Consider the following 16101-nt stretch of genomic DNA (forward strand, 5'->3'; position numbering starts at 1 on the left):
GTTGAGCAGGCGATCCGCCGACTGGGTATGCTCCTGGGTCGGCGCGGCCAGGGCGCGGGTGCGTCTTCTGCGAGGATCTGCAGGCAGAGCGAAGCGTCACAGGAAAGGCTTGGGACGATGAGAGCGACGGAACGAACGAGCAGCAACGCGGTGAGCAACGCATCCCCTGCGCCGTCCGGTGGAGCGCAGGACCAGGCCGGCGCGCCCGCGCGGCGCGCCGCGCGGCGGCGGATCGGCGTCCCGCGCTCTCTGTGGCTGCTCCCCGCCGCGTCGGCTGTCGTGGCGCTGCACCTCGCCGGGTGCTGGCCGCTGTCCTACGCCGAGGATTGCAAGGAAGACTCGAGGTACTGCCCCGCCGAGCCGACGGGCGGCGGCAACGACCCTGGCCTCACGTGCGAGCCGGACCCGACGCAGGATGCGAGCACGGTGGTGGATGGGTGCGCGGTGTTCGCGAACGCGAGCGCGAGCGCGGCGTCCGGAGGAGACGGGACGAAGGCGAGGCCGTACGCGTCGCTCTCGGAGGCGATCGCGAACGCGAACGGCAAGCGGGTGCTTGTGTGCTCGAGCGGAGCGTTCGAGGAGAGCGTGACGATCAGGGCGGCCGTCGAGGTGATCGGCGGCTTCGACTGCGACGCGGGCTGGACGTGGAGCCCTGCAGCGCGGAGCACGATCGAAGGGCCCGCGAACAAGGTGGCGCTCACGCTGACGGAGGACGCAGGCGGGACACGGGTGCGGAGCTTCACGATCGGCGCGGCCAACGCGACGGAGCTGAGCGGGTCGTCGATCGGCGTGGCGGTCGCGGACATCGAGGCTGCGCTCACGGACGTCGACGTGATCGCAGGCAATGGCATGAACGGCGCGAACGGCGAGACGCCGACGAGCGCGCTGAACGGAGCGAACGCGCCGGATGACGTCTCGGATACGTGCGTTGGAACGGTCTACGGCGGCGTGCCTGGCGCAACGACCTGCGACGATGGCGAGACGCGCGGCGGCACCGGGGGGCTCGGTGGAAAGCCCGACGAAGACGCCGGGCGCGGGCAGAATGGAACGAACGGCACGCCGCTGCCGGAAGAGAACCCCGCGGGGGACGGCCTCGGTGGTACCGGATACGGACAGGCGACTGCGCAGAACAACTGCACGCGCGGCGGAGACGGCGCGCCTGGCGCCACTGGTCAGACCGGCGCCCGTGGCAGCGACACCGTGCTGATGCTGGCCGGCATCCGCGGGGGCGACGGAGGAATCGGCACGAGCGGGGCGCGCGGTCAAGGCGGAGGGGGCGGCGGCGGCTCGAAAGCAGGGCAGTTCTGCGCGGCCGGCGGCGGCAGCTACGACAACGGCGTGGGCGCCAGCGGCGGCGGGGGTGGAGCCGGAGGCTGCGGCGGGAAAGGAGGGGGCGGCGGCAAGGCCGGCGGGTCGAGCATCGGGATCCTCAGCCTGGGGACCCGGCTGGCGCTGACGGGCGTGAACATCACGGTCAGCGCAGCAGGCCGCGGAGGGACGGGAGGCGACGGAAAGCGCGGTGGCACCGGCGGCAGCGGTGCGATAGGCGGCTCGGTGGGTGCGGATACGGGTCCGGGCGCCCGGAAGGGCTGCGACGGTGGCCCCGGCGGCGCTGGCGGCGACGGCGGCGCTGGCGGCGGCGGCCGAGGCGGTCACGCGGTGGGCATCGCCTACGCAACCGCGGCGAGCGCGCCGGCGTCAGTGCAGTTCACCGGAGGCACGCTGGGCGAGGGCGGCCTCCCCGGGCTCGGCGGCAACCGCGACGAGAACACGGGCCTGCCCGGAGTGAGCGGCGCCTGCTGGGATTTCGCCACGAACCAGACCTGCCCGCAGCCGTGAGCGGCGCCGCCGCGTCGTCAGGCGCTCAGCGACGCCGCGCGGATCTCCCCCGTCGCCGGGCCGCTCACGCGCGCGCGCTCCGCGGCCACGAGATCGAGGAGCTCTTTCCGGGTCGCCTGCCCGCTGTCGAGCAGCGCGCGCATCGCGCCGTCGACGCAGCCCTTCACCCGCGCCAGGCGGGGAGCGCTCTCCCCGCCCTCCTGCGCGGTCAGCATGTCGTGCAGCATCCGCCTGAGCCCCGCCATCGCTTCGGTCTTCGAGCGCATCGCCATCACCTCGCCCGATCGGCCTAGCGGAGGCGGCGCGATCCGGCCAAGTTTCAGGCGCGCGGCAGCTTGCCCAGCGCGAGGTCTGCAGCGTCGCGCTCGATCCCCGCGAGCGCGACCCCCGGGCCCTTCCGCGGGACGAGCACCACGCGGCAGCGGCCGCGCGTCGCCGTCTCCAGGTGCGACAGCCCGAAGTCGAGCGCCGCGCCGAAGGCGAAGACGAGCGCGCCCATGCCGAGCAGCTCCGGGGAGCCCGCGCGCGCGCCGTCGACGAGCAGCGACACGCCCAGGTACGTCCCCAGCCCCAGCGCGACGAGCCCCGCGTAGAGGGCGAGCCGCGGGTAGCGCACCTCGCGCGTCGCCCGGAGGAGCGCCTCGACCGGGATGTACGTCTCCCGCTCCCGCAGCGTCCGGCCGAACAGCTCTGTCCGGCTCCGGATCGTCACGCCCTTCGTGCCGACCTCCAGCGCTGCGGGCTGGCGGTACCGCAGAAGGAACCGCCCGGCGAGCCGGAGGACGTGCATCACGAGCAGGATCCCCGTCGCCGCCAGGAGCACGAGCGCCACCGGCCCGCGCGGCGGCGGTGACAGCTCGCCCGCGAGCCGCGCCGTCGCCCCACCGTCGCGCTCCGGCGCCCACCGCTCGTCCCCGGTGGCCCCGGCGCCCTCCTGCGCGGCCCCGCTGGCGCTCGGCGCGCGGCTCGGCCGCCTGGCGGGCGAGAGCGCATCGCGCAGCAGCGAGCGCACGATCGGATCGCGCACGTCGTCCACCAGCGCCGCGGCCTCGGCGCGCGCGTCGGGCGACGTGCTCCCCCGCAGCGCCGCCGCGGCGATGATCGCGCCCGCCCGGCCGAGCAGCGGCAGCGCGCCCTGGTCAGCGCGCCGCACCAGCGCGGCGATCGACCGCCAGAGGCCCGCGGCGCGCTCGCCCAGCGCGGCGTCCAGCGCGGTCAGCGCGTCGACGGACGTGTACGTCGCCAGCCACACGAGCGCCTCGGCGACGCGGCCCTCCGCCTCCGCCCCGTCGGGCGGCGAGAGCGCGACCCCGCGCGCGAGCAGCGTGGCAAGGAGCACCCGGGTCGCGCTCCCCGCGCCCTCGCTCGTGCCGCGCTCGAGCGCCCGGACCACATTGCCGAACCGGGTCTCCGCGTCGGCGACCGACAGGCCCGCCCGGTCGACGAGCTCCGCGAGGCCGCCCTCCAGGGTCGTCCGCCGCTCGTCCGCAGCGGCAAAGGCCGCGGTGTGGACGACCCGCGCGAGGTCGTCGCCGTGGGGGTGTCCGGCAAGCTCATCGAGCACGGCGTACGGAGAGTGTTCGGGCGTCATCGGCGCGGGCTGGTCGGATTAACTGAACGCCGCCGCTTTGGCTAGTGTTCCGCGCGGCCCGGGCGGCGCTCCGCCCCGGCGCGGCCGCCTTCGCCCCGCGCTACGGCTTCCGCGCGCCGCCCTGCTCCGGCTTCCGCGCGCCGCCCTGCTCCAGAAGCGCCTTCTCCACGAAGCCCATGATCAGCTTGAGCTGCCGGTTCGTGACGTGGAGCTTCGACCAGATGACCTTCCCGTCGGTGTTGAAGGCGATCTCATCCACCACGTCGATCCTCGTGATCCCCAGGTCGATGGTCCGGATCGCGTTCAAGGTCTTCGTGAGCTCCCGCGCGTGAACCAGCGCATCTTCAGCAGATTCATCGCCTGCCGTGAGGGCGAGGTCCGCGCCCCCGTCCTTGGTCGGCGTGACGGTGAGCCGCATCCACGCGAGGCTGGGCGGGACCGCCTGGACCCCGCGGAAGGCGTTCGCCGGTGTGAGCATCGAGATGACGATGCCCGCCGCTGAAGATTTGTTGAACCCTTTCATGGACTTCAACTTGGACAGCTGATCTTCTTCAGCAGCGGGAAGGACCACGAGCAGCCGCCGGTCCGGGACCATCGCGAAGATGCGCTTGCTGCGGTCGGCGGTGGCCCGGGCGGCGGGGACGGGGGCGTCTTCGATCCACGAGCCGTTCGAGCGCTGCACGATGACGTCGACCGCCGCGCGCATGGTCTCCTCGGGCGCCCGGTAGTCCATGACGGCGACGACCTTGCTGGAGTCGCGGAGCTGCGGCCCGGCGATGAGGAGGTGGTCGATGTCCCGGATCGGGTCGACGGCGGTGTCGCTGAAGAAGGACTGCCACTGGGGGATGGTCGTCAGGATCCGGCCGAACCATGCGCCGAGCTCGTGGTTGCGGAGCCGGTCGCCGGCGATGAGCACCTGGACGTTCGGGTCCTTCGACGCGAGCTTGCCCGGCGCGCCCGCGGCGCTCAGCGGGGTCCGCAGGTTCGGGTGGTCGCCGTCGTTCTCCGTGCCCCCATCGCCCGACGCGTCCGGGCCTGCGTCGCCCGGCGGCTTCCGGCGCGGCCGCTCGGGCGCGCCCGCGTCCGGCGCCTCCGGCGAGGCGCTCGCCGACGCGGCGGGCGGCGTCGCGGGCGACGGCGTCGCCGGCGCTGCGGCGCCCGCCCCGGAAGGCGCCCCCTCGCCGCCGCTCGCGGAGGGCGCCGCCGCGACCGCGCTGGGGTCGTCCGCGAGGAGATCGAGATCGATCGGCACGATCGTCTCGCCGGCGTCGTAGTCGGCCAGCTCGCCCCGGAGCGCGAACATCGCGTCGAGCCAGGCGAACAGCGGGGTCGGCAGCAGGGGCAGGTGGAGGAGCGCCGCGACGACGGCCGCGGTGACGAGCGCGCGCCTGGATGCGGCGCGAACGAGCGGGACGACCGCGGTGCCACGGCCCACGCGCTGGGCCTCCGTCGTGTTGTTCAAGCCACGCCCCGGGGTCCGTTCCGCCACGGCGGTACCCTAGCAGCAGCCGTCCGAACGGCATCCGAGCCCCGGCGCGCGCCCGCGCCGCGCCTCGCGGCTTCGTGGCACGTCGTTCGCTCGGGCGATGGTCATGCGATGCCGCCTGCCCCGGCGTCCGCCGTCACCAGCTCGAGGGGCGCGCGCTCCGCAGAGAAGTGGATCGACACGTGAGTGACCAGGTACTAAGACCGCCGAGCCGACCCGACCCTACGGGTCGATCATCAGACCGCGAGGATCGGGAAGGCCGGTCCTCGCCCAACGCTGTGGATGCGATGAACCGCTCTCAGGCGCCCCGCCCCCGCGGGCAGAAGGACCCCGCACGATCGCACGGCAGCGGCAATGTCCGCACCGACGACCTGCGGAACCCGCAACCGGCGCCGGGCGCCGGACGCGCCGGCGGCGGCGGCGTCGTGCGCACCTCGCTCGTGTCCAGCGTGCTCGGGTTCGTCGCCGCGGCGGCCTTCGCCGGCACCGCGGCGTGGGCGAGCGGCTGCCAGGGCGAGGCCCCTCCCGGCCCCTCCACCGAAGGCAACTCTCCGCCCGAGCGGACCTCGTCCCTCCCCCGCCCCGCGCCGACGTCCTCCGCACGCGCCGCCGCGTCCGCCGAGGCGCCCAAGGAGGCCCCGACCGCCGCGCCCTCCGACGCCCCGGAGCCGCCCGCGCCCGACAAGCCGTACACCGGGCCGCTGCTCGGCTCGATCGTGCCGCAGGCGGCGGTCTATCCGGCGATGGAGTTTTCCAAGCAGCGGCTCGGTTACATCCGGCTCGGCGGCAAGGTGCCGGTCGATCCGAAGCCGATCAAGGGTGGGAGCTGCGCCAAGGGCTGGTACCGCCTCCTCGACGGCGGCTACGTCTGCGGGAGGTCGGCCACGACGGACCTCTCGAACCCGCAGGTCCGCCTCGGCATCACGCCGCCGAACCTCGACGACGTCCTCCCGTACAAGTACGCCTTCAACACGACGCACGGCACGCCGCTCTACCGCTCCGTCCCGTCAAAGGACGAGATGATGCGCTACGAGCCGTACCTCGAGTCCTCGAAGCGCAAGCGGAAGGAAGAGGAGAAGCAGCGCGCCGAGGCGCTCTACGAGGAGACCGAGAAGGAGGTCGCCGCGGCGGCCGCCGCTCGCGCCGAGGCCGCCGCGAACCCCGCGCCGGTGGCCGCGGTCGCGGCGGATCCGGCTGCAGTCGAGGACAAGGCGGCGGCCGTCGCCGAGGCCGCGTCGCTCGGCATCGCGCCGGCTCCCGTCGAGGAGGAGCCCGAGAAGCCCTGGTGGGAGAACGTCGACGACAAGGGCAGGCCGCTCAACGTCACGCTCGCCGACCTCGACAAGGACGCCGACTCGACGGTCGCGAAGCGGATGGTCAAGGGCTTCTTCGTCGCGGTCGACAAGACCTTCGGCTGGAACGGCCGCAGCTGGTACAAGACGACCGCGGGCCTCGTCGCGCCGAGCGACCGCATGTACATCATCAAGCCGCCGGCCTCGCAGGGCATCGACTTCCCCGAGGGCGCGAAGTCGGTCGGCTTCATCCTCGCGAAGACGGCGAGCAAGTACCAGTTCGACGCCGAGAAGAAGTCCGTCTCCGTGGCCGGCTCGCTCGAGCGCTTCGCGGCGTTCGGCCTCACGGGCGAGTCCCACACCCACAAGTCGACGGTCTACCGGAAGACCACCGAGGGCTGGTGGATGAAGGGCGCCGACGGGACGTACACCGATGTCGGCGCCCCGCCGCCGGATCTCGCGCCGGGCGAGAAGTGGCTCGACGTGAACCTGACGCGCAAGACGCTGGTCGCGATCGAGGGCGACAAGCCCGTCTTCGCGGCGCTCATCTCGCCGGGGAGGCGCTCGAAGGACAAGAAGAAGGATCACCCCACGCACACGGGGGTGTTCCGCATCCGCGAGAAGCACATCGCGACCACGATGGACGGCGACGGCACGGTCGCGGGCGATCTGCCGTACAGCATCGAGGACGTGCCGTTCGTCGCGTATTACGACGGCTCGTATGCCCTCCACGGCGCCTTCTGGCACGGAAACTTCGGCCGGGAGATGAGCCACGGCTGCGTGAACCTCTCGCCGCTCGACGCGAAGAAGGTCTTCTTCTGGAGCGAGCCCAGGCTCCCGCGCGGCTGGCACGGGGTCTGGGCCACGCCGGAGAACCGCGGCACGCTCGTGTCCATCCACGAGTGAGCGGGCCGCGCGCCAAGCGGCCGCGCGGACAAGGACGCAGCAACACCGTGTGGGCCCCATGGGGCGGGCCGCGCACGGAGCAGCCGGATCGGGCTCGCCGCGACGCATCGCGAAGCATGGTTACGAGCGCGCGCCGGAGGCGCGCCTCGCCTGGACCCGCTAGCGGACCTGCCCGCCTGCCACCCTGCCTCCGCCGGTTGCTGGAAATCCGGGCGGGCCGTGCTCGGAACAGCTTGAACGGTCGCTTTGACAGGGCTCCCTCTTGACTCGGGGCTCCCCTTCGCACACTTGTGGAGCCGCCATGGACCAGTTCTCGGCGCACCTCGACCGCGGGTGGGATCTCGTCCAGCGCGGGGACACCCGCGGAGCAGAGGCGTCGGCCCGGCGGGCGCTCGAGCTAGATCCGAACTCGCCGGAGGCGCACAACCTGCTCGGCTTCGTCGCGGCCCTCGAGGGCGAGGGCGAGGAGGCCATCGAGGCGTACCGCCAGGCGATCGCCCTCGATGACACCTACCTGGAGGCGATGCTCAACGCCGCCGAGGTGTACATCCACCCGCTCGGCGATTTCGATCAGGCGATCGAGATGTGCGACCAGGCGCTGGATCTGGCCGAGGTCGACGAGGAGATCATCGACGCGCTCCTCCTGAAGTTCGACGCGCTCCTCGGCAAGGGCGATCTCGACGAAGCGGCCCAGGTCGCGGCGAGGATCCCCGAGGGCCCCTACGACAACCCGAACCACACCTTCCTCGTGGGCCGCGCGTTCTACGAGATCGGCCAGGCCGACAAGGCCGCCGCGCTCATCGAGGAGGCGGCGCTCAAGGACCCGCGGCACGCCGAGGCCCACTACTACCTCGGCCTCATCCGCGACGAGCGGGGCGATGTCCGCGGCGCGACGCAGGCCTTCCTGCGCTCCCGCGAGCTCGACGTCGAGCTCGGCATGCCCCCCTGGGCGCCGAGCCGCGACGGCTTCGTGACGCTGGCCCAGAAGACGGTCGCCGCGCTCAACCCCGTGCTCCGGCGCTACGTCGAGGGCGCGGAGCTCTACATCTCCGACGTGCCCGGGATGGAGCTCGTGGCCGAGGGCGTCGATCCCCGCGCGCTGGTCCTCCTGGACGGCCTCAACGCCGACGAGCGCGAGCGGGGCCTCCGCGGCAGCGCCGATGTCCACCCGTGCGCGCGGGTCTTCGTCTACGCCCTCAACGTCGCCCGCCTCGCGGGCAGCATCGAGGCGCTGGAGCGCGAGATCAACCTGGCGCTAGAGCGCGAGATCACCGCGACGTTCCTCGAAGCCGAGCAGAACGAGCGGACCGAGAAAGAGCTCAACTGAGCGGCCGAGGGCGCTCCTCGCCACGCCGCGCCGGGTGGGCGTGCGGGGCGCCGCTCACTTCCACTTGACGGCGATGATCTCGGTGCTGACGCCGGGCGACGAACGGATGATGACGGAGCTCATCAGCCGATGCACGGCGCCGAGCCCGACACCGAGCCCCTGACCGGGCATCCTCGGCGTCAGCCGCGCAGAGCTCGACGAGGACGGGCCGCGATCGCTCTTCGGCCCTACCTCCTCGAGCAGCGCCAGCTTCGGGTCCAGGCCAGGGCCGGAGTCGCGCACGATCACCTCGACGCCCCACCGACCGCCGCCCGTCTGCGTGTCATCGCGGATCGCGCGGATGCTGATGCTCCCGCCGCCGCCGTGGCGCACCGCGTTCGACACGAGCTCGGCGATCGCGATCGCAAGCTCGTGCTGGGCGCGCTCCGAGAGCCCTGCCCAGCGCGCGATGTGCGCGCCCTCGGCCGCGCAGGCGAAGCGATCCTCCTCGCGCGTGACGGGGATGCTGAACGCGGGCGGGGACCTCTGTGTCACGCCGCGCCCCTGTCGCGGACCACGGCGACGACGCACGTCGCGTCGTCGAACGACTTCTTGTGGGCGTCGACGATCCGGCGCGCCATCTCCTCGGGATCGAAGTCGCGGAACGCGCCGAGATCGAAGCCGCTGGAGATCCCGTCGGAGTGGAGCAGGACGACATCGCCAGGCGATATGGGGAAGCGAAAGCTGCGGAGCCGCCGCACGCGCCGCCCGAGGATCCCCGCCGCGCAGAAGCTCGGCATGGCCGTTCGCGTGATCGCCTTCATCGCGATGTTGCCGACGCCAGAGAACTCGAGCTCGCCCACGCTCTCGTCGATGCGCAGGAGCGCAGCCGCGGCCCCGCGCGTCGACGCGAGGTGCTCCCCTGCCCCGGTCAAGAGATCCTCGATCGGCATCGACGCGTGGTCCTCCACGTAGCGGCAGAACGCGGAAGCCGCCTGCGCGGCGTGGGGACCGTGACCGAGCCCGTCGGCGAGGCCGATCAGCACCCACGGGGACTGTCGGACCACCACCACCTCGTCGCCGGCGATCTCCTCGCCAGCGGCGACGCAGCACGCGGTCCCGATAGCGACCGTCATCCGAGGTACTTCCTGACCGTCACGGTCGTCCCCGCGCCGGGCGCCGTCTTGACGTCGAACGCATCCATGAGCGCCTTCGTACCGCGGAGGCCCGCGCCCATCCCGTGACGCGAGCGGTACTTGCCGCTCAGGATCTCCGGCAGGTTCGTGATCCCAGGCCCGTTGTCCTGCGCGACGATCTCGATCGCACGCATCGGCGAGGTCAGCGACCGGACGACGACCTGTCCGCTGCCCGCATACCTGACGATGTTGCGCCCGAGCTCGGAGATCGCGGTGACGATCTTCGTCTGCAGGACGTCGCTGACGAGGTGCTCGATGCAGAGCTCGCGGCCGGCTGACCGCGCGCGCAGCACGTCCTCCTCGTTGCGCACATCGATGGTGATCTCGCGCGGCGCAGGGGCAGCGTGGTCGAGCTCACCGAGCTCGGAGATGCACCGATCGAGCTGCGCCTGGTCGCGGACGAACAGCTTCACCCCGCGCTTCACCTCGACGAGGAGGCGCCGGAGATCACCCTCGCGCGCGACCATCGGATCGACCTTCGCCTGCCGGATCCCGCAGTCGATGACGCTCTTCCTCACCGCAGGCGAGAGGAACTGCGCCAGCACCGTCTCGATCTGATCGGTGATCGAGCGGCCGACGATCTGCGGAGACGACGGCACGGGGCCGCGCGCCGACTGCGGCGTACCCGGCATGCGCGTCGACACCGGTCCGCTGGACCGGCTCGACGGCGGCCCCGTGGCGCCGCCGCTGGAGGGCGGTCCGTCACGAGGAGGGATCTTCATGCGACACCTCGTTCGTGAGCTCCGGCGGCATCATGTCGTCCTCCGCGGACGGCGCGAGCATCTCGACGGCTCGCTCCAGGTTGAGCGCCGTCACCACGCCAGGGATCTCGAGATCCATCTCCACGAGCGCGATCGCGACCGCGGGGCGCAAGCCGCACACCGCCGTCCGGACGCCCATCAGCCGGGCCGTGAGCGCGATGTCACGGATGGCGCGGGTGAGATAGCTATCGAGAATCTCGACACCGGAGAGGTCGACGATGAGGCCGCGGGGCGATCGCGCTTCGATCGACCCCGTCACATCGTCGCGCAGCTGCTCCACCTGGCCGTCGGTGAGCCCGCCCTGCACCGAGACGATTAAGTTCCCGAAGAGGCCCACGATGGGGACCCTACCCGCTTGCATCAAGTGGACGTCTCCTTCCTCGCGCTGAGCTGCAGCTGTGTCGTGGTCATTGCACCGCTGCCCGACGGATCGAAGGCGGCCCGCTGGCCGCCAGGTGTGAACGGCTGTCCTGTCTGCTTCTCGTTATCTTTGGCCGCGCCGCGGCGGATCCCCATGAGGGACGCGGGCGTCGGCTTCTGGCCGGCGAGCGCCATGCTCTCGCGCAGCGCATGCTTGAGGTTGCGCGCGGCGCGCACGGTGCCGAGGTTGATGCCGAGCTCCACCATCGTCTGCGCGACGGCGGGCCTGACCCCGGTGATCCGACACCGCGCGCCCAGCAGCTCGACCGCCTTCATCAGCTTCATGAAATGGTCGGCCGTCCGCGTGTCGATCACCTCGACGCCCGTCACGTCGATGATGACGTAGCGCGACTGGCGGCGGACGATCTCGTCGAGCAGCCGCTCCATGATCTGGGCGCTCCTGCGCGAGTCGACGACGCCGATGATCGGCAGCGCGAGGACGTCGTCCCACAGCTCGAGGATGGGCGTCGAGATCTCGTCGATCGCGTAACGAAGCCGCTCGACGAGCTCGCTCTTGGCGCTCTCGCTCTCCACGAGGTCGCGGTTCTTCGCCTCGAGATCCTCGATGAGGCGCTTCTTCTCGGTCGCGTCGCGGAACACGGCGACGGCGCCGGAGATCGACCCGTCCTTGCTCCGCATCGGGCTGGCGCTGACCGTCAGGAACAGGCCGGACACCGGGCCGGGCTCGATGCGCGGCTCGGTGAACAGCGACGGCACGCGGACCGACCGCGGCTCGACGTCGTCGCCCTGCGGCCCCGCGGTGGGCGCGAGCGTCGGCATCGCGCCGCCCGCCACGCCGTTGGCTCGGCGGGCGACCCGCCCGTCCTGCTCGGCGGACTTCCTCGCGAAGAGCTCGACCTGATCGACCGTCTCGCCGCGCAGCGCGCGCGACAGCGGGTGCTCGGACATCGGCCAGGGGGTCGCGCGATCGGGGAAGAACAGCGTGGCGTCGCCGGGCCCCACGTCATCCCCCGAGGTGAGGTCGAGCGGCGCGCGGCCGAGCATGTGCTCCGCGGCCGGGTTGCGCATCAGGAGCTCGCCCCTGTCGTCAACGACGGCGACGCCGTCCGCCATGCTGTCGAGCACGAGCTTGAAGATGCCAGCCTGTCGCCGCAGCTCCTCGTCCGCTCGGGCCAGCTGCTCGCCGCGCTCTCGCGCCTCGCGCGTCGCCCGGTCGAGCTGCGCGGCCTGCTCCTTCGCCCCGCGATCGTGTCCCTCGATCTGCTGCTCGAGCGTCGCGATGCGCTCCGTGAGCCTCGCAATCTCTTGCCGCAGAGCTTCTTCGCTCATCGCGAACTCCCCGTCGTAAGCCCGCGCGCGCCGTGCGTGGCGCTAGGCAGCGCGTCCCTCCGGTGCGTGGCGCGGCGAATCCCCTTGCAGGATTGCTCCAGATGCGCGCGCCGGGAGGATGAGCCGCGCGGGCCAAACGAGACGGCCGCGGAGAGCGCGTGGCTCTTCGCCGTCCTGTCCGTCCTTTGCACGCTCGTGACGCTCATTTCTTCTCCTCGCAGGGTGCCCTGTCCCAAGCGGGGACCGTGTCCAGCACCAGTCGAGAAACACAGCTTATCGCCAACCGGGCAACCCACCGTCAAGCTTCGCGTCGGCCATGCGTGTCGCTTGTGGCGACGGCATCCACCGTCGCCCAGCCGAGGTAGCCCGTGTCCGCACAACCGCGCCCGTGCCCCGCGTCACGATCGACCACGCCAGCAGCAGCTTATGCCGCGCCGCAGCGCAGCCGAGCTCGGTTGGCGCGCACCTTCTGCTTCCGCTCCTCGGATGTGCGGATGGAGAGGGCGCAAGCTCACGTGAGGTTCCCCCCATGCGATGCGCGCTTGTCACCAGCGCGGATTGCGTGATCACAGCCGCGCGCTGGCCGCTCAAACTCAATCGCCGAGGCTCTGACGCTCGCGAGCGCGCCGTCGCTTGGCCTTGCGCTTCGAGTCGGCCGGGCGCTGAGGGTCTGGGCCGCTCTCACCCGTGGTCGGGGCGCCCGCGTCGAGCCAGCGCCACAGCGCCATCTGGTCCGCGGTCGCCCCGTGACGGATGGCGCGCTTCAAGATCTTCTTGGCGAGCACCAGCTTGCCGCATCGGGCGAGCGCGTGCGCGTAGCTCGCGGCGATGTCGGCCTCGCCTGTCTGCGCCTCGGTGGCCTGCGCCAGGAGCGGCAAGGCGTCGTGCGGGCGGTTCAGCGCGACATCGTAGAGGTGCCCGAGGTTGTGCGCGTACCACGGGTTCTCGGGCGCGATGGCCAGCGCGCGCTCGTAGGCGCGCGCGGCGTATCGGTAGTTGCCGAGCAGCGACTGCGCCAGGCCGAGCACCGCCCAGGCGCCGTCGTCCTCCTCGTGGAACTGCAGCACGCGGCGCGCGAAGAGCGCGGCGCGCCACGGATCGTGCTCCACGCCCATCTCCGCGAGGTGGCGGTGAGCGTAGAGCCACGGCTCGCTCCCGGGCGCCGTCGCGCGGGCCAGACGCGCGAGCAGCGGGAGCACTCTGTCCGCATCGAGCTTGTCAGCAAGCGCTCGATCGATGTCCCGTCGAAGCCGGTCGATGTCCTCCGCTCCACTGCGCCCCATCCCTTCCGTGATACGACCAGTGGGCGAGCTTGGCTAGCGCGTTGCGCGCCGAGCGGCGACGCCTGGACGACGTCGCACGCAAGCCCCCACCGACGTACCATCGACCTGCGCCGCCGGGCGGTGTCTTGCGCCGCGCGGAACTGCTTGAAACGCCTGCGTGGAGCCCGCTCCGCCGCCATGTGGCGGCGGACAGACGCTCTGGCGACGATTCGCGCGACTCGCGCTCAGGCGTCCTCCGCCACCTCTTCGGCGCTTGACGTGCGCTCCCGAGCCTGCTCCGCGCGCGCCTCCTTGCCCGCGATCGTCGCGCCGTTCAGCGTCGCCACGACCCGCGCGAGCTCGGCCTTCGGAACGCTGACGAACGCGTTGCGCTCGCGCACCCGGATGCGCCGGATGTCCCCCTTCGACATCCCGCCCCGCTCGATGAGCGCGCGCTGGAAATCCGCCGCGCGCGCGCCGTCGCGGCGGCCGAGGTTGATGAAGACCTCGACGAACTCTCCGTCCGCCTCGTCGCGCGAGGGCTCGGCGCGCGGCGCTTCGCCGGCCTCGCCGCTCTCGATCTCGACCGCGGCCTCACCGGTGGCCGACGGCAGGGCGCCGCCAGCGCGCTCGCGCTCGCGCTCGCCGCCGCGCGACACCGGCGAGCCGGGCGCCGGAGACGGAGGCTCGCCGAGGATCGGCTCGTCGTCGCCCTCCTCTTCGGGCGGCTGCCACATGGTGAAGTCGGCGTGGCGCGAGAACGGCTGTCCCGCCGCACCGCCGTGAGGCCTGCCCGGCGCGGCGCCAGCGGCGCCAGCGGTGCCAGCGGCGCCTGCAGCGCCAGCGGCGCCTGCAGCGCCAGGGCCGCGGCGCGCCGACAGCAGCGTCGCGGCGGGCCGTTCGCGCAGGCGCTCCGGGCCGCGGCCCGAGCCGCCCTCGCCTCGCGGCGGCTCGATCCGCATCAGCGGCTCCGGCCGCGTGAGCGGCTCGACCGAGACGGGGCCGTCGTCGCGCGCCCGCGCCCCCTCGGGCCGGCGCGGCTCTTCCCCGCCGGGCGCGTCCGCGCCGCGGGGGCCTCGCCGCCCCTCATCCCGGCGGAGGCGCAGCGATCGCCGATCGCGCTCCCGCCCGCGGTCCCGATCCCCCTCACGCGCGAGCTCGCGCTCGCGCTCGCTGCGCTCCGTCTCGGGCGAGCGCGGCTCGGCCGAGTCGGCCGCGCGGGGGGTCGCCTCCCGCGCCGCCCGCCCGCGCGCCGCCGGCTCGGGCTTGGTCGACGGATCTGTGCCGCGCCCCTCGCTCTCGCGCGCCGCCGCGCGCTGCGGCTGCTGGGCGCGCCGCGCGGCGCTCGCCTCCTCTTGCGCCGTCGGCCGCGCGCCGAGGTGATCGCGCAGGAGGCCCGCCACGATCGCCTCGGCCTGGTCGTGCGTGAGCAGCCGGCGCGCGAGCGAGAGATCGTCGCGGTGCGTGCCCTTCGACAGGAACGCCTCGGCGAGCATCGCGACGAGATCGGCCTCGGCGCGCGTCTTGAGCTCCCCCTCCGAGGGGAGCTGCTTCTCGAGCGGGCGGATCTTGTACGTCAGCCGGAGGATGTAGAGCGGCCCGACGTCCTGCGGCGTGATCAGCGCGATCGCCGTGCCGGTGCGGCCCGCGCGGCCGGTGCGGCCGGTGCGGTGCACGTACGCCTCGGCGTCTTGCGGGAAGTCGTAGTTGATGACGTGCGTGAGGTGCGAGATGTCGATGCCGCGCGCGGCCACGTCGGTGGCGACGAGGAAGCGCAGGCGCCCCTCGCGCGTCGCGCTCATCACCTTCTCGCGATCGGACTGCGGCAGATCGCCGTTCAGCCAGTCGGCGTCGTAGCCCTGGCGCTTCAGCGCCCCGGCGACCGCCTCGGTCTCGTCCTTGGTATTGCAGAAGACGACCGCGTTCTCGGGGTTCTCGACCTCGATGATGCGGACGAGGGAGGTCAGCTTGTCGCCCGTGATCAGGTAGACGTAGTGCTGGATCTGGAGCGCGCCGACGGCGTCGCCCGAGAGGGTGATGAACTCGGGCGAGCGCAGCTTGCTGCGCGCGATGCGCTCGATGTCGGGCGGGAGCGTCGCCGAGAACAGGAGCGTCTGCCGCTCGGGCGGCAGCTCGGCGAGGATCGCTGTGAGCTCGCGCTCGAAGCCCATCGAGAGCATCTCGTCGCACTCGTCGAGCACGAGCAGCCGGATGTGCTTGGCGACGATGGTCCCGCGGCGCAGGTGGTCGAGCACGCGGCCCGGCGTGCCGACGATGACCTGCGCGCCCGCGGCGAGCGCGTCGATCTGCCGCTGCATCGGTGCGCCGCCGTACACGGCGACCACCTTGATGCCCTTGCGCTTGCCGAGGCGCTCGACCTCCGCCGAGACCTGGAGCGCGAGCTCCCGCGTCGGGCACAGCGCGAGCACCTGCGCCTGAGCGAGCGAGCGCTTCACGGCATGATCGACGATCGGGAGCCCGAAGGCCGCCGTCTTGCCGGTGCCGGTGCGCGCCTGCACGACCGCGTCGCGCCCGCGCGTCACCGGCTCCCAGACGGCGAGCTGCACCGGCGTCGGGTGGACGTAGCCAATCTCCGCGAGCGTCTCGCGCAGCTCGGACGACAGGGGCAGCACATCGAAGGTAGGCGGCGGCTGGGGCTTGTCGCCGGTCTGCGCTTCACCCGCCACTGCGGCAGGGGGAGAAGGAACGGTCATGTCGGTCATATCGTCCTGCGTGATCGCCGCGTCGGGGT

13 protein-coding genes are annotated in these 16101 nt (G+C 72.6%); 3 read left to right on the forward strand and 10 right to left on the reverse strand.

Going from position 1 to position 16101, the window contains the following annotated elements:
- Nucleotides 1-150 precede the first annotated feature (150 nt).
- The gene (locus WME79_RS20360; RefSeq protein WP_437538307.1) at nucleotides 151-1839 is read left to right on the forward strand and encodes a hypothetical protein; all 1689 of its coding nucleotides are present in this window, start codon (nucleotides 151-153) and stop codon (nucleotides 1837-1839) included.
- Between the two features lie 17 nt (nucleotides 1840-1856).
- Here WME79_RS20360 and WME79_RS20365 read toward each other — a convergent pair whose 3' ends face one another.
- From WME79_RS20365 to WME79_RS20375, 3 genes are all read right to left on the reverse strand, one after another.
- Nucleotides 1857-2105 carry a hypothetical protein gene (locus WME79_RS20365; RefSeq protein WP_437538308.1) on the reverse strand — a complete coding sequence of 83 codons (249 nt, stop codon included), beginning with the start codon at nucleotides 2103-2105 and terminating at the stop codon, nucleotides 1857-1859.
- A gap of 53 nt (nucleotides 2106-2158) precedes the next feature.
- A complete protein-coding gene (locus WME79_RS20370) occupies nucleotides 2159-3430 on the reverse strand; it encodes a hypothetical protein (RefSeq protein ID WP_437538309.1) in 1272 nt (423 codons plus the stop codon).
- A 100-nt stretch (nucleotides 3431-3530) separates the two neighbouring features.
- Nucleotides 3531-4919 carry a hypothetical protein gene (locus WME79_RS20375; RefSeq protein ID WP_437538310.1) on the reverse strand — a complete coding sequence of 463 codons (1389 nt, stop codon included), beginning with the start codon at nucleotides 4917-4919 and terminating at the stop codon, nucleotides 3531-3533.
- A 284-nt stretch (nucleotides 4920-5203) separates the two neighbouring features.
- On the opposite strand from WME79_RS20375, the gene WME79_RS20380 reads away from it, so the two are divergent.
- Nucleotides 5204-7114 carry a L,D-transpeptidase gene (locus WME79_RS20380; protein ID WP_437538311.1) on the forward strand — a complete coding sequence of 637 codons (1911 nt, stop codon included), beginning with the start codon at nucleotides 5204-5206 and terminating at the stop codon, nucleotides 7112-7114.
- Nucleotides 7115-7415: 301 nt separating this feature from the next.
- The gene (locus WME79_RS20385) at nucleotides 7416-8441 is read left to right on the forward strand and encodes a tetratricopeptide repeat protein (protein WP_437538312.1); all 1026 of its coding nucleotides are present in this window, start codon (nucleotides 7416-7418) and stop codon (nucleotides 8439-8441) included.
- Between the two features lie 54 nt (nucleotides 8442-8495).
- Here WME79_RS20385 and WME79_RS20390 read toward each other — a convergent pair whose 3' ends face one another.
- The 7 genes from WME79_RS20390 to WME79_RS20420 all read right to left on the reverse strand — a co-directional run bounded on the left by WME79_RS20390 (nucleotide 8496) and on the right by WME79_RS20420 (nucleotide 16063).
- A complete protein-coding gene (locus WME79_RS20390) occupies nucleotides 8496-8975 on the reverse strand; it encodes an ATP-binding protein (protein ID WP_437538313.1) in 480 nt (159 codons plus the stop codon).
- Entirely contained in the window at nucleotides 8972-9556 is a 585-nt protein-coding gene (locus WME79_RS20395; protein ID WP_437538314.1) for a SpoIIE family protein phosphatase, read from the reverse strand. The genes WME79_RS20390 and WME79_RS20395 overlap by 4 nt, the downstream gene beginning before the upstream one ends.
- Nucleotides 9553-10338, reverse strand: coding sequence for an anti-sigma regulatory factor (locus tag WME79_RS20400; RefSeq protein WP_272099248.1), 786 nt, complete (start codon nucleotides 10336-10338; stop codon nucleotides 9553-9555). Before WME79_RS20400 ends, WME79_RS20395 begins: the two co-directional genes overlap by 4 nt.
- Nucleotides 10319-10714, reverse strand: coding sequence for an STAS domain-containing protein (locus tag WME79_RS20405; RefSeq protein WP_157906757.1), 396 nt, complete (start codon nucleotides 10712-10714; stop codon nucleotides 10319-10321). Before WME79_RS20405 ends, WME79_RS20400 begins: the two co-directional genes overlap by 20 nt.
- Before the next feature lie 23 nt (nucleotides 10715-10737).
- Nucleotides 10738-12087 carry an STAS domain-containing protein gene (locus WME79_RS20410; RefSeq protein WP_437538315.1) on the reverse strand — a complete coding sequence of 450 codons (1350 nt, stop codon included), beginning with the start codon at nucleotides 12085-12087 and terminating at the stop codon, nucleotides 10738-10740.
- Between the two features lie 593 nt (nucleotides 12088-12680).
- Complete coding sequence (locus WME79_RS20415; protein WP_044965213.1) at nucleotides 12681-13286, reverse strand: tetratricopeptide repeat protein; 606 nt, start codon at nucleotides 13284-13286, stop codon at nucleotides 12681-12683.
- 308 nt (nucleotides 13287-13594) lie between these two features.
- A complete protein-coding gene (locus tag WME79_RS20420) occupies nucleotides 13595-16063 on the reverse strand; it encodes a DEAD/DEAH box helicase (protein WP_437538316.1) in 2469 nt (822 codons plus the stop codon).
- Nucleotides 16064-16101 lie beyond the last annotated feature (38 nt).

The organism is Sorangium sp. So ce726 (genome assembly GCF_051521405.1).
Classification (GTDB): Bacteria; Myxococcota_A; Polyangia; order Polyangiales; family Polyangiaceae; genus Sorangium.